This window comes from Pseudomonas sp. 22085 (assembly GCF_052045815.1).
Lineage (GTDB): Bacteria > Pseudomonadota > Gammaproteobacteria > Pseudomonadales > Pseudomonadaceae > Aquipseudomonas > Aquipseudomonas glycinae.
In genome coordinates, this window is sequence record NZ_JBQEQA010000007.1 from 48,635 (window position 1) to 71,339 (window position 22,705).

General features: G+C 61.9%; 23 protein-coding genes. 14 read left to right on the plus strand and 9 right to left on the minus strand.

Going from position 1 to position 22,705, the window contains the following annotated elements:
• The first annotated feature begins 3 nt into the window (after positions 1 to 3).
• The 6 genes from hemC to ACTJK7_RS10225 all read left to right on the plus strand — a co-directional run bounded on the left by hemC (position 4) and on the right by ACTJK7_RS10225 (position 5,518).
• A complete protein-coding gene (hemC, locus tag ACTJK7_RS10200) occupies positions 4 to 945 on the plus strand; it encodes a hydroxymethylbilane synthase (protein ID WP_064379892.1) in 942 nt (313 codons plus the stop codon).
• Positions 942 to 1,709 carry a uroporphyrinogen-III synthase gene (locus ACTJK7_RS10205; RefSeq protein ID WP_440779437.1) on the plus strand — a complete coding sequence of 256 codons (768 nt, stop codon included), beginning with the start codon at positions 942 to 944 and terminating at the stop codon, positions 1,707 to 1,709. The genes hemC and ACTJK7_RS10205 overlap by 4 nt, the downstream gene beginning before the upstream one ends.
• A gap of 16 nt (positions 1,710 to 1,725) precedes the next feature.
• Complete coding sequence (locus tag ACTJK7_RS10210; RefSeq protein ID WP_108563536.1) at positions 1,726 to 2,868, plus strand: uroporphyrinogen-III C-methyltransferase; 1,143 nt, start codon at positions 1,726 to 1,728, stop codon at positions 2,866 to 2,868.
• Positions 2,865 to 4,103 carry a heme biosynthesis protein HemY gene (locus ACTJK7_RS10215; protein ID WP_085653942.1) on the plus strand — a complete coding sequence of 413 codons (1,239 nt, stop codon included), beginning with the start codon at positions 2,865 to 2,867 and terminating at the stop codon, positions 4,101 to 4,103. Before ACTJK7_RS10210 ends, ACTJK7_RS10215 begins: the two co-directional genes overlap by 4 nt.
• A gap of 219 nt (positions 4,104 to 4,322) precedes the next feature.
• A complete protein-coding gene (locus tag ACTJK7_RS10220) occupies positions 4,323 to 4,874 on the plus strand; it encodes a disulfide bond formation protein B (RefSeq protein WP_085653943.1) in 552 nt (183 codons plus the stop codon).
• A 185-nt stretch (positions 4,875 to 5,059) separates the two neighbouring features.
• Positions 5,060 to 5,518 (plus strand): Rsd/AlgQ family anti-sigma factor, encoded by a 459-nt coding sequence (locus ACTJK7_RS10225; RefSeq protein WP_041475458.1) that lies wholly within the window; start codon positions 5,060 to 5,062, stop codon positions 5,516 to 5,518.
• 60 nt (positions 5,519 to 5,578) lie between these two features.
• Here ACTJK7_RS10225 and ACTJK7_RS10230 read toward each other — a convergent pair whose 3' ends face one another.
• Complete coding sequence (locus tag ACTJK7_RS10230; RefSeq protein ID WP_064379902.1) at positions 5,579 to 6,244, minus strand: FKBP-type peptidyl-prolyl cis-trans isomerase; 666 nt, start codon at positions 6,242 to 6,244, stop codon at positions 5,579 to 5,581.
• A 192-nt stretch (positions 6,245 to 6,436) separates the two neighbouring features.
• Here ACTJK7_RS10230 and ACTJK7_RS10235 point away from each other — a divergent pair, with 192 nt between their 5' ends.
• Positions 6,437 to 7,615, plus strand: coding sequence for an AlgP family protein (locus tag ACTJK7_RS10235; RefSeq protein WP_440779440.1), 1,179 nt, complete (start codon positions 6,437 to 6,439; stop codon positions 7,613 to 7,615).
• Here ACTJK7_RS10235 and ACTJK7_RS10240 read toward each other — a convergent pair.
• On the minus strand, positions 7,612 to 8,064 hold the full coding sequence (locus ACTJK7_RS10240; protein WP_440819227.1) for a TIGR02444 family protein: 453 nt from the start codon (positions 8,062 to 8,064) through the stop codon (positions 7,612 to 7,614). The genes ACTJK7_RS10235 and ACTJK7_RS10240 overlap by 4 nt on opposite strands.
• A 50-nt stretch (positions 8,065 to 8,114) precedes the next feature.
• On the opposite strand from ACTJK7_RS10240, the gene ACTJK7_RS10245 reads away from it, so the two are divergent.
• The 3 genes from ACTJK7_RS10245 to ACTJK7_RS10255 all read left to right on the plus strand — a co-directional run bounded on the left by ACTJK7_RS10245 (position 8,115) and on the right by ACTJK7_RS10255 (position 11,353).
• Positions 8,115 to 10,025: an ATP-binding cassette domain-containing protein gene (locus ACTJK7_RS10245; protein ID WP_108563533.1), complete on the plus strand. Its 1,911-nt coding sequence runs from the start codon at positions 8,115 to 8,117 to the stop codon at positions 10,023 to 10,025.
• On the plus strand, positions 10,025 to 10,606 hold the full coding sequence (locus ACTJK7_RS10250; protein ID WP_064379908.1) for a mechanosensitive ion channel family protein: 582 nt from the start codon (positions 10,025 to 10,027) through the stop codon (positions 10,604 to 10,606). Before ACTJK7_RS10245 ends, ACTJK7_RS10250 begins: the two co-directional genes overlap by 1 nt.
• A 114-nt stretch (positions 10,607 to 10,720) precedes the next feature.
• Positions 10,721 to 11,353 carry a LysE family transporter gene (locus ACTJK7_RS10255; protein WP_064379910.1) on the plus strand — a complete coding sequence of 211 codons (633 nt, stop codon included), beginning with the start codon at positions 10,721 to 10,723 and terminating at the stop codon, positions 11,351 to 11,353.
• 60 nt (positions 11,354 to 11,413) lie between these two features.
• Here the strand turns inward: ACTJK7_RS10255 and ACTJK7_RS10260 are convergent, their stop codons facing one another.
• The 5 genes from ACTJK7_RS10260 to ACTJK7_RS10280 all read right to left on the minus strand — a co-directional run bounded on the left by ACTJK7_RS10260 (position 11,414) and on the right by ACTJK7_RS10280 (position 16,155).
• Positions 11,414 to 12,157: a hypothetical protein gene (locus ACTJK7_RS10260; protein WP_064379912.1), complete on the minus strand. Its 744-nt coding sequence runs from the start codon at positions 12,155 to 12,157 to the stop codon at positions 11,414 to 11,416.
• A 3-nt stretch (positions 12,158 to 12,160) separates the two neighbouring features.
• Positions 12,161 to 12,748, minus strand: coding sequence for a penicillin-binding protein activator LpoB (gene lpoB, locus ACTJK7_RS10265; RefSeq protein ID WP_007951848.1), 588 nt, complete (start codon positions 12,746 to 12,748; stop codon positions 12,161 to 12,163).
• 36 nt (positions 12,749 to 12,784) lie between these two features.
• Positions 12,785 to 13,159 carry a YcfL family protein gene (locus ACTJK7_RS10270; RefSeq protein WP_064379914.1) on the minus strand — a complete coding sequence of 125 codons (375 nt, stop codon included), beginning with the start codon at positions 13,157 to 13,159 and terminating at the stop codon, positions 12,785 to 12,787.
• 15 nt (positions 13,160 to 13,174) lie between these two features.
• The gene (locus tag ACTJK7_RS10275; protein WP_440779446.1) at positions 13,175 to 14,569 is read right to left on the minus strand and encodes a COG3014 family protein; all 1,395 of its coding nucleotides are present in this window, start codon (positions 14,567 to 14,569) and stop codon (positions 13,175 to 13,177) included.
• Positions 14,570 to 14,772: 203 nt separating this feature from the next.
• Positions 14,773 to 16,155, minus strand: a complete 1,383-nt coding sequence (locus ACTJK7_RS10280) for a COG3014 family protein (RefSeq protein WP_108563531.1) — start codon at positions 16,153 to 16,155, stop codon at positions 14,773 to 14,775.
• 151 nt (positions 16,156 to 16,306) lie between these two features.
• Between ACTJK7_RS10280 and ACTJK7_RS10285 the strand changes: the two genes are divergently transcribed.
• Both ACTJK7_RS10285 and ACTJK7_RS10290 read left to right on the plus strand, forming a co-directional pair.
• Positions 16,307 to 18,202: an FTR1 family protein gene (locus ACTJK7_RS10285; RefSeq protein ID WP_440779448.1), complete on the plus strand. Its 1,896-nt coding sequence runs from the start codon at positions 16,307 to 16,309 to the stop codon at positions 18,200 to 18,202.
• 4 nt (positions 18,203 to 18,206) lie between these two features.
• The gene (locus ACTJK7_RS10290) at positions 18,207 to 18,662 is read left to right on the plus strand and encodes a YaiI/YqxD family protein (RefSeq protein WP_085654031.1); all 456 of its coding nucleotides are present in this window, start codon (positions 18,207 to 18,209) and stop codon (positions 18,660 to 18,662) included.
• Between the two features lie 154 nt (positions 18,663 to 18,816).
• Here ACTJK7_RS10290 and elbB read toward each other — a convergent pair whose 3' ends face one another.
• Entirely contained in the window at positions 18,817 to 19,485 is a 669-nt protein-coding gene (elbB, locus tag ACTJK7_RS10295) for an isoprenoid biosynthesis glyoxalase ElbB (RefSeq protein WP_440779450.1), read from the minus strand.
• A gap of 115 nt (positions 19,486 to 19,600) precedes the next feature.
• Here elbB and ACTJK7_RS10300 point away from each other — a divergent pair, with 115 nt between their 5' ends.
• Positions 19,601 to 20,836 (plus strand): sterol desaturase family protein, encoded by a 1,236-nt coding sequence (locus ACTJK7_RS10300; RefSeq protein WP_440779452.1) that lies wholly within the window; start codon positions 19,601 to 19,603, stop codon positions 20,834 to 20,836.
• On the opposite strand, the gene ACTJK7_RS10305 is transcribed toward ACTJK7_RS10300, so the two are convergent.
• Positions 20,817 to 21,473, minus strand: coding sequence for a DedA family protein (locus ACTJK7_RS10305; RefSeq protein ID WP_285354317.1), 657 nt, complete (start codon positions 21,471 to 21,473; stop codon positions 20,817 to 20,819). The genes ACTJK7_RS10300 and ACTJK7_RS10305 overlap by 20 nt on opposite strands.
• Before the next feature lie 208 nt (positions 21,474 to 21,681).
• Here ACTJK7_RS10305 and hemB point away from each other — a divergent pair, with 208 nt between their 5' ends.
• Complete coding sequence (gene hemB / locus ACTJK7_RS10310) at positions 21,682 to 22,695, plus strand: porphobilinogen synthase (protein ID WP_007951836.1); 1,014 nt, start codon at positions 21,682 to 21,684, stop codon at positions 22,693 to 22,695.
• Positions 22,696 to 22,705: the final 10 nt, after the last annotated feature.

Sequence of the window (22,705 nt, forward strand, 5' to 3'; positions counted from 1 at the left end):
TCCATGTCCTCTCGCGAAATCCGCATCGCCACCCGCAAAAGTGCTCTGGCCCTCTGGCAGGCCGAATACGTCAAAGCCCGTCTGGAAGCCGCCCACCCGGGCCTGCTGGTGACGCTGGTGCCCATGGTCAGTCGCGGCGACAAGCTGCTTGATTCGCCCCTGTCGAAAATCGGCGGCAAGGGCCTGTTCGTCAAGGAGTTGGAAACCGCGCTGCTGGAAAACGAAGCCGACATCGCCGTGCATTCGATGAAAGACGTGCCGATGGATTTCCCCGAAGGCCTCGGTCTGTTCTGCATCTGCGAGCGCGAAGATCCGCGTGACGCGTTTGTCTCCAATACGTATTCCAGCCTCGATGCATTGCCCGCCGGCAGCATCGTCGGCACTTCCAGCCTGCGGCGTCAGGCGCAGTTGCTGACGCGCCGTCCTGATCTCGAAATCCGCTTCCTGCGTGGCAACGTCAATACTCGGCTGGCCAAGCTCGACGCCGGCGAGTACGACGCGATCATCCTCGCGGCAGCGGGCCTGATCCGCCTCGGTTTCGAAGATCGCATCACCTCGGCCATCAGCGTCGACGACAGTCTGCCGGCCGGTGGCCAGGGCGCCGTCGGTATCGAATGCCGCAGCGCGGACACTGAAATCCACGCCTTGCTCGCACCCCTGCATCACGCCGACACCGCTGACCGTGTCACCGCCGAACGGGCGCTCAACAAGCACCTGAATGGCGGCTGCCAGGTGCCGATCGCCTGTTACGCCGTGCTCGAAGGCGATCAGTTGTGGCTGCGCGGTCTGGTGGGCGAACCGAGCGGCGGCAAACTGCTCAGCGCACAAGCCCGTGCACCGCGTACGGCAGCCGAGACGCTCGGTGTACAGGTTGCCGAAGACCTGCTCGGCCAGGGCGCTGACGATATTCTCAAGGCAGTCTACGGCGAGGCAGGTCACGAGTGACTGCCTGGCGCCTGCTGCTGACGCGCCCGGCGGAGGACTGCTCGGCGCTCGCTGCCGTGCTGACCGAACAAGGGATTTTCAGCAGCTGTCTGCCGCTTTTGGAAATCACGCCACTGCCGGTCTCTGACACAATGCGCGACACGATTGCGCAACTGCCGCGTTACAGCGCGGTGATCGTGGTCAGCAAGCCGGCGGCACGGATCGCGGTGGATCTGCTCGACGCTCTGGGGCTGGCGACGCCGACGATGCCGTGGTTCAGCGTGGGGGCGGCGACCGCCGCCATCCTTCGCGATCGCGGGCTGGATGTGAGCTTCCCGGACGTGGGCGACGACAGCGAAGCCTTGCTGCAAATGCCGCGTCTGTTGGCGGCGGTGGCCGTGCCCGGTTCGCAGGTATTGATCCTGCGCGGGGAGGGCGGACGCGAACTGCTGGCCGAGCGCCTGCGCGCGCTTGGTGCTAGTGTCGAATATCTGGAGTTGTACCGTCGCGACCTGCCGGACTATCCGCCGCAGGAGCTGACCCGCAGGATTGCAGCGGAACGCCTGAACGGGCTGGTGGTCAGCAGTGGACAGGGTTTCGAGCACCTGCGCCAACTGGCCGGCGACAGCTGGCCTGCACTTGCGCAGTTGCCTTTGTTTGTTCCAAGCCCAAGGGTCGCCCAGCAGGCACATGCCGCCGGGACCCGAACAGTTGTGGATTGTCGCGGCGCCAGTGCTGCGGCCTTGCTGACGGCGTTACGGGAGCATCCCGTGCCCGTTCTCTAATGCAAAGGATGGATACGTGAGCGAAACAGCCTTGCCTAAAGATGACGTTCAACCTGTGATCGATGCACCGGTTGATGCACCGCCACCGGCCGCGGAACCGCGCCGAGGCAACGGATTGGCCATTCTCGCGCTGCTGCTCGGCGCCGCCGGTGTTGCGGTGGGTGGCTGGGGTGTCTGGCAGGTGCGACACCTGCAGACCAGCACTCAGAATCAGTTGAGTCAGGTTCAGGCGTTGAACGATCAGGCCCAGACCCTGAAGCTCAACGAGCAGCGACTGACCGAGCGTCTCGGGCAATTGCCCGGCGCCGATGAACTTGCTGATCGCCAGCGTCTGGTGTCGCAACTTCAGAGCGATCAGCAGCGCCTCAATCAACGTCTGGAAACCGTCCTCGGCGCCAGCCGCAAGGACTGGCGCCTGGCCGAGGCCGAGCACTTGCTGCGTCTGGCCAGCCTGCGTCTTTCCGCCCTGCAGGACATCAGCAGTGCTCAGGCGCTGGTCCAGGGTGCCGATGAAATCCTGCGCGAGCAGAATGATCCCGGCTCGTTCGCCGCCCGCGAGCAAGTGGCGAAAACCCTTGTAGCGCTGCGCAGTACCGAGCAGCCAGATCGCACCGGGCTGTTCCTGCGCCTGGGCGCCTTGCGTGATCAGGTCGTCGGCCTCACCGAACTGGCGCCGGAGTATAAGGATCGCGGCGATTCGCTGCTGGGCCTGACCTCCGATGGCGACGGCGCCAGTCGCTGGGCGCAGTGGTGGGATCAGATCTCGCGCTACATCCGGATCGATTTCAATGCCGACAAAAGCGTCCGGCCGCTGCTCGCCGGCCAGAGCCTGAGCCAGGTGCGCCTGGCCCTGAGCCTTTCGCTCGAACAGGCGCAATGGGCCGCGCTCAACGGTCAGGCGCCGGTGTACACCCAGGCACTGTCCGAAGCGCGTGACGTCCTCACCGGCAACTTCAACCCGGACAACCCGCAGAGCAAAATCATGCTCGAGCAGGTCGCGGAATTGAGCAAGCAACCGGTTACCGTCAACACGCCGGATCTCGCCGGAACCTTGAGCGCGGTGCAGGCGTACCTGGAGCGCCGTAACGTCAACGCCGAAGAGTCGGTGAAACCCTTCGCCAAGCCGGCCGCCAGCACCGCGCAGGAGGCGACACCATGAAGCGCCTGTATGTGATCGTGTTTCTGGTGATCGCGGCAACGGCGGCGCTGGGCCTGGCGATTGCCGAGCATTCCGGATACGTGCTGGTCGCCTACAAAAGCTTTCGTTATGAATCGAGCCTGTGGGCGACGCTCGCGTTGGTGGCGGTGCTGTGGCTGCTGGTCTGGGGTATCAAGGCGCTGGTCGAGCTGGTGCTGACCTCCGGCGGCGTGGTCAATCCATGGTCGCGACGCAACCGCAGCCGCCGCGTGCAGGTGGCGATCGAGCACGGTCAGCTTGACCTGGCAGAGGGTCGCTGGGCCAGTGCCCAACGTCATCTTTACCGGGCCGCCGAGGCCGAGCGTCAACCGTTGCTGTATTACCTGGGTGCAGCCCGCGCCGCCAACGAACAAGGCAACTACGAGGAAAGCGATCGCCTGCTGGAGCGCGCCCTCGAGCGTCAGCCGCAGGCCGAACTGGCGATCGCCCTCAGCCATGCGCAGTTGCAGACCGATCGTGGCGATACCGATGGGGCGCTGGTCACCTTGCAGGCGATGCATGAACGCCATCCGCACAATGCCCAGACCCTGCGCCAGTTGCAGCGCCTGCATCAGCAGCGCGGTGACTGGTCGTCCGTGATCCGCCTGTTGCCGGAGTTGCGCAAGGACAAAGTCCTTCCGCCGGCCGAGCTGACCGAACTCGAGCGTCGCGCCTGGGGGGAGAACCTGTCACTGGCGGCCCAGCGTGAAGAAGATGGTGCGGTCGGTTTGCAGTCGCTGAATCGGGCCTGGCAGCAACTGACGTCTGCCCAGCGTCAGGAACCTGCGCTGGTGCTGGCCTACGCCGAGCAGCTGCGCCAGCTGGGTGCACAGGTCGAAGCGGAAGAAGTGCTGCGCACGGCGCTCAAGCGCAAGTACGACAGCCATCTGGCGCGCCTTTATGGTCTGGTGCGAGGCAGCGATCCGGCGCGTCAGTTGCAGACGGCTGAAGGCTGGCTCAAGGATCATCCGGGCGATGCCAGCCTGCTGCTGACGCTGGGACGCCTGTGCCTGCAAGCCAGTCTGTGGGGCAAGGCGCGGGACTATCTGGAAAGCAGCCTGCGAGTGCAGCGCAATCCGGAAGCGTGCGCCGAGTTGGCACGTCTGCTGGCTCGACTGGGTGATACCGAGCGCAGCAACCTGCTGTTCCAGGAAGGTCTCGGTATGCTGGATGAACGCCTGCTGGCTGCGCCATTGCCTGTGGCCGTTCGAGCGTGATCAGAAAGGAGGAGCGTGCTCCTCCTTTTTTACCCGGTGACTGAATAGTTACCGGTAAATCTCCTCCTGAGCAAAGTCCTACATCGGACTACACCGAATCCTTCTGCGTCTGTCGGGATTTCCCTACACTTCTGGTGAAGTGTCGTCACTGACCTGCCTTGAAAGCCCAAGGCCCTTTCCTCTACCGTAACTGCCTGTCTTTATTGTTACGGATAAGCCATGTCGTTGGCCTGCTCACGTTCCCTGTTCTTTATGGCTTTCACTGCGGGGATTCTGGCCCTGGGAGCTTCCTATTACCTCGAATACGCAATCGGTCTGGTGCCCTGTAGTCTGTGCCTGGTCCAGCGTCTGTTCATGAGCGCACTCACCGTATTTTGTGGAGTGGCGGCGATCCATGGACCTCAGCGTTTCGGTCTGTCCATGTATTGGATAACGGTGTTGCTGAGCAGTCTCGGCGGTATGACGGCGGCTTGGCGGCAAGTGTTGTTGCAAGGTGATTCGCTGCAGAGGCTGGCGCATTGCACGCCCGATCCCCAGGAATTGTTCAGCAGCCTGCCGTGGTTATGCGCACTGATGCGTATGTTCAATGACACGGCCGATTGCACGGAATTGTCCTGGACGCTGTTCGATCTGAGCATTCCGGAGTGGAGCCTGCTGTTCTTCGTGGGGATGTCGATCCTTGCCGCTTACCAGTTGCTGCGACAGGTCTGGATGGCTTTGCAGCGACCACTCAGCGGCCAACCGTCGCACCCGGCGCTGGTCAGGGATTAAACACTTGTATGAACTTTCTCTCCTGCGTACCTTGAAGCCATAGGCGTGCGGGCATAATCTGGCCCGCACGTGTCATTGGAATTGTGTTGCTCGATGACGCTCTGCCCGGCCGCCTCTCAAAGCAATAGTCACAAGAAGGGGCGCGGGTGTAGGGCAGCATGACCCACAAGGGAAGAGAGATCGCCATGCTCGAAAGTTGTCAGAATGCTCAGGAACGTTGGGGTGGAGTTCATCTGCTGATCGACCGCTGGCTGCAGGAGCGTGAGGAATTGATCGCTGCCTATGACAGGCTGGGCGCCAAGCCTCAAGCGCTGTCCGAGGATCGAAAGCCCTTGCAGGAATTCTGCGGCGTGCTGGTTGATTACGTCTCGGCCGGCCACTTCGAAATCTACGAACAGCTCACTGGCGAGGCCAAGGCGTTCAACGACAAGCGCGGCCTGGAACTGGCCGAGACGATCTATCCACGGATCGATGTCATTACTGAAAAGCTGCTCGCGTTCAACGACCTTTGCGATGAAGGCAAATGCGTTGCCGAGAAGTTCAAGGAGCTGGGCGGTCTGCTCCACGAACGCTTCGAACTGGAAGACTGCCTGATCGAAGTGCTGCATACCGCACACAAGGAAGAGGATTCGGTTCAGGCCTGAATCGAACCTCGCAAGACATAGAAACGGTGCGCCCCAGGCGCACCGTTTTTTATTGGGCGATCAACTGGTCGCGCCGCGCAATTCCACTTCGAACACCAACGGTGTGAACGGCGCGATCAAGTCACCGGCACCGTCGGCGCCATAAGCCTGATCCGATGGGATCACCAGACGCCACTTCGCACCGACCGGCATGTTCTGCAGCGCGGTGCGCCAGCCGGCGATCACACTGTCGAGATTGAACCACTGCGGCTGGCTGTTCTGATCGAACACGGTGCCGTCGGGCAGTCGACCGATGTACAGCACCTGCACTTTTCCATCCGGGCCGGCCTTCGTGCCATTCCCCGGCGTCAGCTCGGTCAACAGGATGCCGTCGGCCAGCTCCTTCACACCCGGCTTGGCTTTTTCGGCGGTGAGAAAACGTCGCTCGTTTTCCATCGCCGCTTCAGTCGAAGGCATGGCTGCCTGCTCGGCTGTCTGCGATTCGTGATCGGCCAGGATCTGCTCGATGCGTGCCTCGCTCAGCGCCAGCGGCTTGCCTTGATAGGCTTGTTGCAGACCTTCGATCAGCGCCTGGATCTGGAGCTGCGGCACTTCCTGACGCAGTCGTTCACCGAGGCTGGCACCGAGGCTGTAAGCCAGATCGTGGGCATCATTTGCAGTGGTTTTTTCGTCGGCCTGAACCACGGAAAAAATCATGCAGAGGGATAAAAAAAGGTAGCGCGACATGGGCACTCTCCATCCAGAATTGCGGTGGATTATGCCAGCGCGAACGTCTGCAACGGTGAACTGCTTTTGCCAATGCGCAGAAGTTTTTCGCAAGCCTGCAACCGAGTGCTTTCGATACTGTCAACATGCCCTAGCGGCGGTAGCAGCAGAGGTCTAGTATGAGCCGCACTCACGTCAGCCAGGAGGTAAACCATGTCGGCCACCAAGAAGCCTGTAAACACTCCGTTGCATTTACTCCAACAACTCTCGGGCAGCCTGCTCGAGCATCTGGAAAACGCTTGCTCCCAAGCCTTGGCTGATGCTGAAAAACTGCTCGCCAAACTGGAAAAGCAACGCGGCAAGGCGCAAGAAAAACTGCACAAATCCCGCACCAAATTGCAGGACGCAGCAGCGGCCGGTAAAGCCAAGGCGCAGACCAAGGCCAAGGCTGCCGTGAAGGAACTCGAAGATCTGCTCGATGCGCTGAAGGAGCGTCAGTCCGATACTCGCAGCTACATTCTGCAACTCAAGCGCGATGCCCAGGAAAGCCTGAAACTTGCCCAGGGTGTCGGTCGTGTTCAAGAGGCTGTTGGCAAGGCGTTGTCCCTGCGTTCGGCCAAACCTGCAGCGGCGCCTGCGAAAAAAGCGGCCGCCAAACCTGCAGCGAAAACACCGGCCAAAGCGCCTGCGAAAGCCCCAGTGAAAACCGCTGCAAAACCAGCCGCGAAGAAACCCGCAGCCGCCAGCGCTGCCAAACCTGCGGCGAAAACCACAGCGGCCAAACCAGCTGCCGCCAAACCGGCTGCTGCAAAACCAGCCGCCAAACCAGCGACGAAAACCGCTGCTGCGAAGGCGGCTCCGACCAGAACCGCCGCTGCAAAACCTGCTGCCAAGCCAGCCACCAAAGTGGCCGCTAAACCAGCAGCAAAACCAGCCGTTAAAGCCGCCGCTAAACCAGCCGCCAAAACGGCTGCTGCCAAGCCTGCGGCGAAAACCGCTGCCAAACCGGTTGCTGCCAAACCTGCTGCCAAAGCGGCGGCGAAACCAGCCGCCAAGCCTGCGGCAAAAGCGGCAACCAAACCCGCTGCAAAACCGGCTGCCGCCGCGAAGCCTGCAGCAACCGCAGCCAAGCCAGCGACCGCCGCTAAAGCGGCTGCCAAGCCAGCAGCAAAACCTGCTGCAAAACCTGCGGTGAAAAAACCTGCCGCTGCCAAGCCAGCAGCAAAACCAGCTGCAGCGAAACCGGCCACGGCGCCTGCTGCCAAACCTGCCGCACCGGCAACTCCGGCTGCGGCCGCAACGCCTGCACCCGCCACTACCTCGACCACCCCAACCACGCCATCCCCGGCGCCGGTGTCGAGCGTCGCCAGCAACCCTTCCAGCGCTTCCTAAGCGCCGGTCGCCGCGNCCTGCAGCGCGTCGCGGTTCAGGTTGGCCGCAGGGCCGGCCAGCACTTCCAGCCAGTCACTCGATTCCTTCGAATGACGCTTCCAGCCTTGCGCGGCGCCTTCAAGTCGCGACAGCAGCGCACGCTCCGCCTCCAGCTCCAATCCCTTGATCTGCTCGCGCATCCCCTTGAGCACCGGATCGGTGTCGGCCAGGGTTTTCCACTGCATGCGCAATGCGCGCAACGGTTGCACGACGTCCCGGTCCCAGGGCTCTGTCAGTTCCAGAAGCTGCCGCGCACGTGCCTCGTCACAGGTCGCATCGCGTTGTTCCAGCCATAAACCGCACAGCATCAGGCACACGTTGGCCCCCGCCGATTGCAGGCGCAGGCAGGCATCCTCCACGCCGGGACGGGCGTAGACGGCAAGGGCAAAGCTCCACAGGTCAGAGGACATCGTGCTACTCGCGCCAGTTGCGAACGAAGCTGGTAGACTCCGCCGCCATTATGATCCGACTTCAGAACCTGACTTTACAGCGTGGCCCGCAACGTCTGCTAGAAGACGCCGAGCTGACCCTGCACGCCGGCCACAAAGCCGGCCTCATCGGTGCCAACGGTGCCGGCAAATCCAGCCTGTTCGCCTTGCTCCGTGGTGAATTGCACCCGGACTCGGGCGACTGCCTGCTGCCGGCCGACTGGCGTATCGCCCACATGCGCCAGGAGGTCGACACGCTCGAGCGCCTGGCGGTCGATTATGTGCTCGACGGCGACCTGCGTCTGCGCGAAGTACAGCGTGAGCTCGCGGCAGCCGAAGAGGCCCACGACGGCACCGCGCTGGCCCGTCTGCACGCCGAGCTCGACAGCGCCGACGGCTACACCGCCGATGCGCGGGCACGCAAGTTGCTCGCCGGTCTCGGGTTCACCAATGAGCAGATGGATCGTCAGGTAGGAGATTTCTCCGGTGGCTGGCGGATGCGTCTTAACCTTGCGCAGGCTTTGATGTGCCCATCAGACCTGTTGCTGCTCGACGAACCGACCAACCACCTGGATCTCGACGCCATCATCTGGCTCGAAGAGTGGCTGAAAAGTTACCCCGGCACCTTGCTGCTGATTTCTCACGACCGAGACTTCCTCGATGAAGTGGTCGATCACGTGGCCCACGTCGATCAGCGCAAGCTGACGCTCTACCGTGGCGGCTACACCGCGTTCGAACGCGCCCGTGCCGAGCGTCTGGCCCAGCAGCAACAGGCCTACGAGAAGCAGCAGGCACAGCGTGCGCACATGGAAAGCTACATCGCCCGGTTCAAGGCCCAGGCGACCAAGGCCCGTCAGGCTCAGAGCCGGATCAAGGCGCTGGAGCGCATGGAAGAGCTGTCGGCCGCCCACGTCGACTCGCCGTTCGATTTCGTGTTCCGCGAGTCGACCAAGATCTCCAGCCCGCTGATCGATCTGTCCGATGCGCGTCTGGGTTATGGCGAGAAAACCGTGCTGGAGAAGGTCAAGCTGCAACTGACCCCCGGCGCGCGGATCGGCTTGCTCGGCCCCAACGGCGCGGGCAAGTCGACCCTGATCAAGAACCTTGCCGGCGAGCTGTCACCGCTGGCCGGGCGCCTGACTCGCGGTGAGAACACCGTGGTCGGCTACTTCGCCCAGCATCAGCTCGATTCGCTGGATTCCAAGGCCAGCCCGTTGCTGCACTTGCAGCGTCTGGCACCGACCGAGCGCGAGCAGACCCTGCGCGATTTCCTTGGTGGTTTCGACTTCCGGGGCGCGCGGATCGACGAGCCTGTGCTGAATTTCTCCGGTGGCGAAAAGGCCCGTCTGGCTCTGGCGTTGATCGCCTGGGAACGGCCGAACCTGTTGTTGCTCGACGAACCGACCAACCACCTCGATCTGGAAATGCGCCTGGCGCTGACCATGGCGTTGCAGGAATTCAGCGGCGCGGTGCTGGTGGTTTCCCACGATCGGCATTTGCTCAAGAGCACCACCGACAACTTCTTCCTGGTCGCAGACGGCAAGGTCGAGGAGTTCGATGGCGACCTCGAGGACTACGCCCGTTGGCTGGTGGAATACCGTCAGCGCAATGCGCCGGTCAGCAACACACCGGTCAACCCGGACAAGACCGACAAGAAGGCCCAGCGTCAAGCCGCTGCTGCGCTGCGTCAGCAACTGGCGCCGCACAAGCGCGAGGCTGACAAGCTCGAAGCCGAGCTCGGCAAGCTGCACGAGAAGCTGGCGAAGGTCGATGCCAGCCTTGGCGACAGCGACCTCTACGAGCCGGCGCGCAAGAACGAATTGCGTGACCTGCTGGCCGAACAGGCCAAGCTGAAAGTCCGCGAAGGCGAACTTGAAGAAGCGTGGATGCAAGCCCTGGAAACCCTGGAAAGCATGCAGGCGGAGCTGGAGGCGTTGTCCTGATGGAAGTCTTCAAACTTCCATTGCCGGCGATGTGGGTCGAGCCGATCTGGCTCGGCGTGCAGATTTTGCTGATCCTGTTGGCCGGCTACTTCGCCCAGCGCGTCGTCGCCCGATTCCTGACTCGCCTGGGCGAGAAGTATCCGTTCCCGCCGCAGTTGCTGATGCCGCTGCGGGGCGGTCTGCGCTGGCTGATCATGGGCAGTGCGCTGATCTTCGTGCTGGAGCGCCTCGGGGTCTCGGCCACAGTGCTGTGGACCGCACTGTCGGGCTTCGTCGCGGTGGCGGCGGTGGCGTTCTTCGCCATGTGGAGTGTGCTGTCGAACCTGCTCTGCGCAATTCTGATCTTCACCGTCGGCCCGTTCCGTCTTGGCGATGTGGTCGAACTGGTCGACACCACCGACAAGCCCGGCGTCAAAGGCCGGGTGGTGGCGATCAATCTGCTCTATACCACCTTGATCGAAGCTGAAGAGCTCGGCACCGGCAGCGCCATGGTGCAAGTACCCAACAGCCTGTTCTTCCAGCGTTCGGTGCGACGCTGGCGCGGCACGGATGTCTTTCCTTCCAGCGGTTTCGAAAAGTGACCGGACGCCGGCCACGTTGGTCGGCGGCCACAACATCCGACAAAAAAACGGTAGTCATCCAGTCCAAACCGCATTAGTTTTGAGGATTGTCACGAGTCCGAGTCGAGGTGTGCGATGGAGCTTCAAACATGGCTGGCGTTTTTTGCCGCCTGCTGGGTGATCAGTCTTTCTCCGGGTGCCGGCGCCATTGCGTCGATGTCCAGCGGCCTGCAGTACGGTTTCTGGCGCGGTTACTGGAATGCCCTGGGCCTGCAGATCGGCCTGGCTATGCAGATTGCCATTGTGGGCGCCGGCGTCGGCGCGATCCTCACCGCTTCGGCCACAGCGTTTCATGCGATCAAATGGTTCGGTGTTGCCTACCTGGTTTACCTCGCGATCAAGCAGTGGCGCGCACAGCCGATGGACATGAGTGACGACGCGGCGGTCCGGCCGATCGGCAAGCCGCTGGCTCTGGTGTTTCGTGGCTTTCTGGTGAACATCAGCAACCCCAAGGCGCTGGTGTTCATGCTGGCGGTGCTGCCGCAGTTCATCAATCCGCATGCGCCGTTATTTATCCAGTACGTGGTGATCGGTGTGACCATGATCGCGGTCGATCTGATCGTCATGGCCGGCTACACCGGTCTGGCGTCGAAGGTGCTGCGTCTGCTGCGCACACCGACACAGCAGCGACGCATGAACCGCACGTTTGCCGGGCTGTTCATCGGCGCCGCGGCGTTCATGGCGACATTGCGCAAAGCGGCCGCATAAAGCGTACAGGCACAAAAAAGGCGACCTTTTCAGGTCGCCTTTTTCGTTTCCGGCGGTTGATCAGCGCAGGATTACCGGCGCGGTATCTCGCGGCAGATTGTTGCGTTGCTGCGGCTCACGCGGCTGCTCGTAGCTTCCGCCGCCGAGCTGCATGCTCAGCTGTCCGGCCACGTCTTCGCCCAGCGCCTTCGACACGTCACGCACCACCCGCGGGCGGTTGAGCGAGATCCTGATGTCGCGATGGTTCACCAGTTTGGTGTCCTGCGCTTCACCCATCGCCGTGAAGGCCGAAGTGATTTCGAAGGTCTTGGTGTTGATCAGGCTGAAATCGGCCACCAGCGTCAGGCCCAGTACGGCGGAATAGCTGTCGGTGTTCGCCAGCTCGTTCACGTCCTGGGTGAAGTCGATGTCCGACACGGTGCCGAACAGCACGTAGTCGGCACCCTTGAAGTTGCCGGCCTTGATCCGCTTGATCACGTCGTAGACGTCACCCTTGGACGACGCGGTGTACGGCGTGCCCTGCACCAGCTGGAACATACCGGTACGCAGGATTTCACCCTTGATGTCGCCGGTGAATTTACGCAGTTCGGTCTGTTCGATATAGCTGGTGGTGGCTTCGAGCTCGTTGTAGCTCGAAGAACCGCTGGAGCTGTAGTAACCCTCACGGTAATTGTTCTGGGCCGAAACGATGTGGATGTACTGCTCCACACGTTCCTGGTACGCCAGATCCGTCACCGCGACTTTCGGGGCCGCTTGCACGCTGAACGCGCAAGCCAGGGCCATCATGCCAATCCATGTGCGCATCGATTAACGCTCCGTGGTTTTGCGGATCTCTTTCTCGTCCATCCACTCGGCCAGACCGCTTTCAACGTCGATCAGTTGCAGGCTGAATTTGTAGAAGACGTCCTTGTAGTCGCTGCTGCGCTTGACGATCGAGCTGATCGAACCTTCAAGACGGTATTTGGCGGCGATCATGTTGCCAGTCTTGGCCACGGTGCTCTTCTTGTACAGGCCACTCTGGTTTTGCAGCTTGAGCTGGTCGACCTGACTCTGCATCGCGGTGTTGTCGCTGGCGAAGCGGGCGGTGCCGGACTTCATCAGTTGGGTTTTGATGCTGGTGGTGATTTCGCGGGTGTCGATGTATTCGCTGGTCTTGTTCTTCACGTCGTAGACCTGCACCACAGGACGACCCTGCAGAATGCCGGACTGGGCCAGGGAACGGGTCATCGACTCGGCGATCATCTGCAGGTCGGTGGAACCGAACTCGTTGGTCACGGTTTCAACGGCCTTGGTGTCGCCGTAGCTGATGTTCTTGCTGCCCAGGGTCGGTGAAGTGTTGGCGCAACCGCTGGCCAGCAGGGCGAGGACGGCGATGAAGGAAAAGCGTGCAAACATGGGAATGCTCTCTGAATCGGGAATAGGGTGTCGGGCTTACGGCGTCTTGAGTTCCAGACGGAAATCCACGGCTTTCGGCGTCGGGGCAATGCCCTGGATGAAGCTGGTCTGGGCGCCGTACATCATCTGGCTTTTCCAGACTTCTTCTTCGGCGATCGGGAAACCTTCCGCGCCGAGCCAGGCGAAGCGGTAGTAGAACGTCTTGTTGCTGTTGAGGGTGTTGCTCAACTGCACGTTGACGGTCATGAAGCCGTTTTCCCGGGCCACGCGCATCGCGCCGACCACGATGTGTTTCTGCGGGCCCATGGCCACGACCTTGCTCGCGGCACTGCCCGGCTCCGGTGGTGGCGGTGTGGCGCAGCCGCTCGCCAAAAGGGCGAGGGCGGCGACAGCGATGAGTTTGAAGCGCATGCAAAGACTCCGTTCTTAAGGTTGTTTGAGGCTGGCCACGGCGGTGGCGCCAGCGCTCGGGGTGACGTGGGCGGCGATACCGGCAGCGAACACCTGATTGCCGACGGCGCGCAGGGTGATCACCTGATAACGCTGGTCGACGGTGACCTTGACCTGAGAGCCACCGACGGCGCTCGGCAGAGTGACTTGGTGCTCACCTTTCTTCAAGCGCAGACGGACCACTTGTGTGGTGTCCGGCAGGGTACGCCACGTACGGGTATCGGCACCTTCGAGCACAGCTGAAGAAATACCCACCGCCAGACCCGCCAGCGGGTTGGTTTCGTTGATCTTCTTCTGCGCCACACCTTTGGTGATCGCGCGCACGGTGGTGCGCAGGATGATCCCCGGCATGTCATCGCGCAGGGCGCGACGGGACATGGCGGTGGTGCTGTTCAGTGCGGTCAGGTCGACCTGTTGGCCATCGACGCCGATCTGCGCGAACGTCGCGGTGGAGGTGTCAGGCTTGATGATCGGGAACGACAGCGGAGTAATCACTACGTTGTTGGAGATTGGCAGCGGCAACGGCACGCGGATCGAATCGCGGGCCGGCGCCAGACCGCTTTGCACCACGATCAGAATGTCGCTGTCGTCGCTCTTGACCGGCTTGTCGAGATTGACCAGCGCCTGCTCCAGCAGCGGGGTGTTCGGGCGCAACTCGGCAGCCTTGCGGTAGCCCGGCGCAGCGAGGTCTTTCTCGCCCAGGGCTTCATAGACGAAACCGGCCAGGTAATGGCTGAACGCACTCTGGTAGCTGTTCTTCAGGCCGACCACTTCCGGCGCGTCGAGGCTGGCCATCGGGTAGCCCTGCAAATCCTTGTATTCGGTCTTGATGCCTTCTTTCTCGGCTTCCTCTTCGCTCTTGAGGTATTCCTTGTCGCGCAGGTCGGCGATCACCGCTTCGCGTTCATGAGTCTTCTTGATCGCGGTGCGGGCGCCGTCGAAATCGTTGACCGCCAGCAGGTTCAGGGCCATCTGCGTGGTCAGCATGACTTTTTCGTAGTCGTAGCCTTCGTAGCGGCGCACCTTGTCATTGACCAGGAAACTGCCGAACTGGGCCAGGTACTTGTCGGTGTCGAGCTTGACCGAGTCTTCCCACTTGCCCACCACCTGGTCGGCGCTGGTCCAGGCACTCTGGCTGCCGGACAGATCGCCCTTGGCGCGCAGCAGTTCACCCTTCTCGAAGTAATAGAGCAGGTCCTTGTCCGGGCCGGTGTTGTTCTTTTCCAGCAGGGTCAGGGCGGCGTCGACGTTGCCGGTAGCCAGTTGCTGGTTGGTCTGGGCCAGTTCGGAATCGTAGTTGCGAAACGCCGAACAGCCGGACAGCAGGGTGACAGCGCTGAGCGCGATCAGAGTGGGAGCGCGGAATGCCATGGGGGTACTTCTTCCATGAGTAGCGACAGCCTCGGGTGCGGGTCGGGCTGCTGGGACCGATCGGCAGTGGCGCTGGCCTCCTGCCAATTCCTCATAAAAAGAGGAGCTTTAATGCCGCAACGCGATAGCGCGGGCGCGGCATTATAAGCGGGCGATGCTGGCTATGTAATAGCTTTTTAATTGCATCGTTTAGTTGGGTGCCATTACTTATCCGGCAATCTGGCATTGCCGATGACGTTGGCGACATCTCTCAGAACTCGCAGGTTGACCAACTGGTGATCGCGGTCGATGCGCAGGATGACCGATGACGCTCCGGGTGCATCGGGCGCATTGGGCGCATTGAATCGATGATCGCCTTTCTTCAGTCGAATGCGTGCCACCAGTGTCTTGTCGGGGAGCGTGCGCCACGTTCGGGTGTCGGCTTCCTCAAAGGGGTCGTGCTCGGTGACGACCAGCGAGGCCTTGGCCGGATTGCGTTCGTTTTCCTGGGCCTGGGAAATGGCGGCCATGTTGGCGCGGAACATCGCCCGGGAAATGATCGCCGGCATGTCATCGCGCAGCGTACGAAACGCCATGTCGGTGACGCTGTTGATCACGGTCAGCGGGCGTTTGCGGCCATCCACCAGGATGTGGTCGAACGCCGGTGTGATGGTGTCCGGCACCAGGATGGGAAACGAGATCGGCGCGGTAATGACCAGATTTTCATTGAGCCGCACCGGGATCGGCACCGTTACCGAGCTGCGGGCCGGCGCCAGACCGCTCTGGACGACGATCAGAACATCGCTTTCATCATCCTTGGCCGGCGGTTTGTCGAGATTGCGCAACGCCTGTTCGAGGAAGGGCGTGTTCGGGCGCAACTCGATCGCCTGGCGATAACCCGGTGCGGCCAGATCCCGTTCACCCAGCGCTTCATAGGTGAATCCGGCCAGGTAATGGCTGAAAGCACTCTGGTAGCCGTTCTTCAGTTCAATCACCGCCGGCGCATCCAGGGTGGTGACGGGATAGCCCTGCAGATCCTTGTATTGCACGACGATGCCTTGAGCTTTGGCCTGTTCCTCGAGCTCTTCATACTGGCGCTCCCGCTGGCGGGCGATCAGTGCTTCACGTTCGTGGGTCTTCTTGATGTCTGCCCGGGCGCCGTCGAAATCACTTTCACCCAATTGGTTGAGGGCCATCTGTGTGGTCAGCATGACTTTTTCGTAGTCATAGCCTTCGTAGCGACTGAGCTTGTCATTGACCAGCATGGTGCCCATTTCATAGGCAAACCGGTTGAGCAGCTTCATGGGGGTGGAAGGCACGGCTTCTTCGCGCTGGAACACCATCCGGTCGGCGCTGCGCCAGGCTTTCTGGCTCTGCGGGCGGGCGTTGGCGAAGCTGAGAATCGAACCCTTCTCGAAGTAGTAGAGCAGGTCTTTGTCTTCCCACGGGTTGTGCCACTCCAGCACATCCAGGGCGCCCTGATAGTCGCCGAGCATCAACCGGTCATTGGTCTGCTGCATTTCCAGGTCGTAATTGCGGTAGGCGGCGCATCCGCTCAGTTGCAGGATCGTGCTGATGAATACCGGGAGTAGCAGGCGTTGGCGCATGGAGTGCAGCTCTTCCTGGAGCAGAGAGGCGAAAGGTGAAGGATTATAGGGGTGGGCAGTGGCCATGTGCCGGGTATTGGAGAGAAAGCTTGAGGGAATCGCGCTCGAAGTGAACAATATGTAACTTCGCATTTCCACTTGAGACTCATTCATGACTGCCGCGTCCCGATTTCTGGCCTGGCTGGTGTTCCCGTTGTGCGCCCTGAGCAGCTTCAATCTGCTGGCCGACACCGTGGAAGGCGCGCCGCAAGCGCTGCACCTGCTCGATTACATCAGCGCCGATTACCCGCCGACGGTCGAGGCAGGCAAGGTCATCGACGACGGCGAATACCGCGAGCAGCTGGAATTCACCCAGGTGCTGCAAGGGTTGATCGCCGGCCTGCCGGCCAAACCGGAGAAAGCGGCGCTGGAACAAGGCGTCAGTGCCTTGCACTCCGCGATCACCGCGAAACAGGACGGTGCAGACGTCGCCCGTCAGGCCCGGCAACTGGGGGCGAAACTGGCGGTGGCTTATGAAGTCAGCCAGGCCCCGATCATCACGCCCGATCCGACCCGTGGTGCGCCGCTCTACGCGCAAAACTGCTCGGTGTGCCACGGCGACGCGGGTGCCGGCGACGGCCCGGCGGGCCTCGGCATGACGCCGGCACCGGCCAATCTGCGCGACGCTGCGCGGATGGATCACCTGAGCCTGTATGCGATCTACAGCACCCTCGGCCAGGGCGTCGAAGGCACTGACATGCCAGCCTTTGCCGATCAATTGGACGACCGTCAGCGCTGGGATCTGGCGACCTATATCGCGCAGTTCAGCGCCGATCCGGCCACGGCCAAATCCGACAAGACCTACAACATCGCCGACCTCGCCCGCCAGACCCCGGCCGAAGTGCAGGCTGCCGAGGGCCCTGAAGCCGCCGCGATCTTCCGTGTGCAACGGGCGCAGCCGCCGCAGGTCAAGCGCGGCCCGGCGCAATTGCTCGACTACACCGCCGCGACCCTGGACAAGAGCCTGGCGGCGTACCGCGCCGGTGAGCACGATCAAGCCTATGACCTGTCGGTTGCGGCTTATCTGGAAGGCTTCGAACTGGTCGAAAGCTCGCTGGACAACGTCGACGCCAACGTGCGCAAGGACACCGAAAAATCCCTGATGGCCTATCGGCAATCGCTGCAGGACGGCTTGCCGGTGGAGCAGGCCGAGCAGCGTCTGGACGCGGCCAAGGCCAAGCTCAAGGAATCTGCCGGCCTGTTGGGCAGCGACGGTCTGAGTTGGTCGCTGAGCTACATCTCCGGTCTGTTGATTCTGCTGCGCGAAGGTCTGGAAGCGATTCTGGTGCTGGCGGCGATCCTTGCATTCCTGCGCAACACCGGCCAGCAATCGGCGGTGCGCAGCGTCAACGTCGGCTGGGGGCTGGCGTTGCTGGCTGGCCTGGGAACCTGGGCGCTGGCGGCCTATGTGATCGATGTCAGCGGCTCCCAGCGTGAACTGTTGGAAGGCGCCACGGCGCTGTTCGCCAGCGTCATGGTGTTGTGGCTCGGGGTGTGGATGCACGACCGTCGGCACGCGGCAGCCTGGCAGGATTACATCAAGCAGAGTCTGGTTGGCGGAGGCGGCCGTTTCGGGTTTGCGATCCTGGCGTTCTTCTCGGTGTACCGCGAACTGTTCGAAGTGATCCTGTTCTACGAAACCCTGTGGCTGCAGGCCGGTCCCGCCGGGCATAACGCGGTACTTGCTGGAGGTGCGACGGCGCTGGTGCTGCTGTTCGGTCTGGCGTGGGTGATCCTGCGCGGCTCGGCGAAACTGCCGCTGGCGCTGTTCTTCAGCATCAACGCGGCGCTGCTCTGCGCGCTGTCGGTGGTGTTTGCCGGTCATGGTGTGAAGGCGTTGCAGGAAGCCGGGATCTTCGGCACCCGGCCGGTGGCGTTCTTCGATTTCGACTGGCTGGGGATTCATGCCGATGCCTACTCGCTGACGGCGCAGGCCGTGGCGATTGCGGCGATCATCGTGCTGTATGGCCGCAGTTGGGTGGCTGAAAAGCGCCGAGTGGCGGCTTGAGATGATGCGCGTATGGATCGATGCCGACGCCTGCCCGAAGATGGCCAAGGAGCTGGTGGTGAAGTTCGCCCTCAAGCGTCGCTTCGAAGTGGTGCTGGTGGCGGGGCAGCCGCAGAGCAAACCGGCGCTGGCGATCGTCAAGCTGATCGTGGTGCCGAGCGGCCCGGATGCAGCGGATGATTATCTGGTGGAACACGCGGTGCCGGGCGAACTGGTGATCTGCAGCGACATCCCGCTGGCCGACCGGCTGGTGAAGAAGGGCGTTGCAGCGCTGGACCCGCGAGGCAAGGAGTTCGACGCGCAGAACATGGGTGAGCGGCTGGCGACTCGCAACCTGTTCACCGATCTGCGTGAGCAGGGCCAGGTCACTGGCGGCCCGGCGCCGTTCGGTGACCGCGAAAAGCAGGCGTTCGCCAATGCGCTGGACCGGATCCTCACCAGGCTCACCCGCAAAACCTGAACATTGATCGTTCCCACGTCGAGGCGTCGAACCGTCTGCGTGGGAATGCCTCTCGGGACGCTCTGCGTCCCGGCCTCACCGCCGATGCAAGGCAGACGCGGAGCGTCCAAGGCTGCATTCCCACGCGGAGCGTGGGAACGATCGCTATCGCCGGTCAGGCGTCGTTTTCGTGGGTCAGCTCAAGCACCCGATCCACCAGCTTGTTGATCCCCGAAGCCGCCTCGCTGATCGTCTGCGCCAGCATGTACGCCGGGGTGGTCACCAGTTTGCGTGCCTTGTCTTCGACGATATCGGTCACCGCGCAGTCTTCATGGGTGGCGCCCATCTTGTTCATGGCGGCGGCCGTGTCGGCATCGTTGCCGATGGTGCAGGTCACGCCCGGGCCGTAGATCTTCGCGGCCAGTGCCGGCGAGATGCAGATCAGGCCAACAGGCTTGCCCGCTTCGGCAAAGGCTTCGGCCAGTGCCAGCACTTGCGGCTGCACGCTGCAGCCGGCGCCTTCGATGGCGAAGTTCGACAGGTTCTTCGCCGCACCGAAACCGCCAGGCACGATCAGCGCATCGAAGTCCTCGACATCGGCCTCGCGCAGATCCTTGACGTTGCCCCGGGCGATGCGCGCCGATTCCACCAGCACGTTGCGCGACTCGGGCATTTCCTCACCGGTCAGGTGATTGATCACATGCAATTGCGCGATGTTCGGGGCGAAGCACTGTACCTGGGCACCGCGCTGGTCGAGGCGCAACAGGGTGATGACACTCTCGTGGACCTCGGCGCCGTCGTAAACGCCGCAACCGGACAGGATCACTGCAACTTTTTTGCTCATGGGTTTCTCTCCAGATTCATGGCGCTAAATGTCCTCTAATTTGTCGTTCGTTGCCATAGGATCAAGCCGCGGCTACGCCTAGGATCTGTGCTACAGACTCCGACCAGGGCGCGTCATGAACTTCATCCTGTATGCGGTACCGTTTTTCTTCGTGTTGATTGCGGCGGAGCTCATCGCCGACCGCTGGCGCGGGGTGAGCAACTATCGCCTGGCCGATGCGGTGAGCAGCATCAGCACCGGGGTGTTGTCGACCACCACCGGCCTGTTGACCAAAGGCGTGGGCCTGGTGACCTATGGGTTTGCCCTGGAGCATCTGGCGCTGTTCAGCTTGCCTGCGGACAGCGTCTGGGTCTGGGTGTTTGCCTTTGTCTTCTATGACTTCTGCTATTACTGGCTGCATCGCATGGGCCATGAACGGAACATCCTCTGGGCGGCGCATTCGGTGCATCACCAGAGCGAGGACTACAACCTTTCCACGGCCTTGCGCCAGACCAGCACCGGGTTCCTGCTGAGCTGGATCTTCTACCTGCCGATGGCCGTGCTCGGGGTGCCTTTGCTGGTGTTTGTCAGCGTTGCCGCGCTGAATCTGCTGTATCAGTTCTGGGTCCATACCCGGCACATTCCCAAGCTCGGCTGGTTCGAGTGGTGCTTCGTCACGCCGTCCAATCATCGGGCCCACCATGCACAGAACGCTCTCTACATGGATCGCAACTACGGCGGGGTGTTCATTATTTGGGACCGTCTGTTCGGCTCGTTCCAGGAAGAGGACGACAACGAGCCGGTGATTTTCGGCGTGACCACACCGCTGGCAAGCTGGAATCCGTTGTGGGCCAACCTGCAGTTCTACGCGCAGCTGTGGGACGATGCTCGCCGTGCCGAGCATGTGTGGGACAAGATCCGCATCTGGTTCATGCGCACCGGCTGGCGTCCGGCAGACGTTGCGGCGAAGTACCCGATGAACAAGCCGGACCTGAGTCAGTTCCGCAAATTCGAAGTGCCGCTGAACAGCCGTCAGCAGTGGTACGTGGGGTTGCAGTTTGCCGCCTATGTGGCGCTGGGCAGTTATCTGATGAATCTGGAACACAGTCTGCCCACCCGTGCATTGGTACTCGGCTGGGGCGCGGTGGCGTTCGGTTTGTTCGTGTTGGGCGTGGCCCTGGAGAATCGCCCGTGGGCGGGTAAGCTGGAAGTGCTGCGGCTGGCATCGAACCTGCCGCTGGTGTGGCTGGCGCCGCTGGTCGGGCTGTGGCCGGCCAGCCCGGGGATATGGGTCGGTCTGCTCTGTTACAGCCTGCTCAGCGGCATCGGGCTGTATGGCTGTCGCCAGCGGCTTAGTCGGCTGGCGTCTTAGGATCGGCGGCGTTGGTCATTTCGGTTTTGTGCCGTTCGGCCTTGGCCAGCAGCTCGGCCTGTTCTTCCTCGTAAACCTTTTTCGCCAGCCGGGCATTCTTGAACCGGCGGCGCAGCCACAGGCCCAGGCCGAGTATCAACAGCGCGCCCAGTACCCACAACTCATACTTCTTGATGCTGCCGAGCATGCCTTCGAGCACGGCGCCGAAGTGGTAGGCGGCAGCAGCCAGGGCGGTGGCCCAGATCGCGGCGCCGATACCGTTGAGCAGCAGATAACGTCCCGGCGGATAGCCCGAGAGGCCGATTGCCACCGGCATCACCGTGCGCAGGCCGTACACGAAGCGAAAGCTCAAGACCCAGATGTCCGGGTGCTTGCGGATGTGTTCCAGCGCGCGGTCGCCCATCATCTGCCAGCGCGGTTTGCGCGCCAGCAATTTGCGTCCGTGCTTGCGGCCCAGGAAGTACCACAGCTGATCACCGGCGTAGCTGCCGAAGAACGCCACGACCACCACCAGTTTGATGTCCATGTATTCACGGAACGCGAGGAAGCCCGCGAGCACCAGGATGGTTTCGCCTTCGAAAAACGTCCCGAGAAACAGGGCAAAGTAGCCGAAGTCATGCAGAAATTGTTGGAGCATTGTCTGGGTGCTGGCGAAATGAACGCGCAGCCTAACCCTTCGGACACATTCAGGAAAGTGTCGAAATGTGTCTCGACGTGAACATTTCCTACACGGACAATGGAAAGCGACTACCTGTCGCAGGGGTGCACATAACTGTCATACGACCGTCATAATGGCCATCTATAACTGTCACGCTCGCCCGTTTGCGCGGGCTCAGGAGTCTGCCGTGAGCTTTACCCCAGCCAACCGTCTGTTCCCTGCCACCCGCCTGCGTCGCAATCGCCGTGATGATTTTTCCCGGCGGCTGGTGCGTGAGAATGTGTTGACGGTCGATGACCTGATCCTGCCAGTGTTCGTGCTCGACGGTGAAAATCGCCGCGAAGCTGTGGCTTCGATGCCGGGTGTCGAGCGCCTGACCATCGATCTGCTGCTTGAAGAGGCCGCCAAATGGGTCGAGCTGGGAATTCCGGCGCTGGCGCTGTTCCCGGTCACCCCGCCTGAACTCAAATCCCTCGATGCCGCCGAAGCCTGGAATCCCGAAGGTATCGCCCAGCGCGCCACCCGTGCCCTGCGTGACCGATTCCCCGAGCTGGGCGTGATCACCGACGTCGCCCTCGACCCGTTCACCACACACGGTCAGGACGGCATTCTCGATGAAGAAGGCTATGTGCAGAACGACATCACCGTCGATGCACTGGTCAAACAAGCCTTGTCCCACGCTGCTGCGGGCGCCCAGGTGGTTGCCCCGTCGGACATGATGGACGGCCGCATCCAGGCGATCCGCGAAGCGCTGGAGCTGGCCGGTCACGTCAACGTGCGGATCATGGCCTACTCGGCCAAATACGCCAGCGCCTATTACGGCCCGTTCCGCGATGCCGTGGGTTCGGCGGCGAACCTGGGCAAGGCGAACAAGGCCTCCTATCAGATGGACCCGGCCAACAGCGACGAAGCCCTGCACGAAGTGGGCGCGGACTTGTCTGAAGGCGCGGACATGGTCATGGTCAAACCCGGCATGCCGTACCTGGACATTTTGTTCCGGGTAAAAGATGCCTTCAAAGTGCCGACCTTCGTCTATCAGGTCAGCGGCGAATACGCCATGCACATGGCGGCGATCCAGAATGGCTGGTTGAGCGAAGGCGTGATCCTCGAATCCCTGACCGCCTTTAAACGTGCCGGCGCTGATGGCATCCTGACTTACTTTGCTGTCCGTGCCGCTCAATTGTTACGAGAGCAGAAATAGCCCTCCCAGG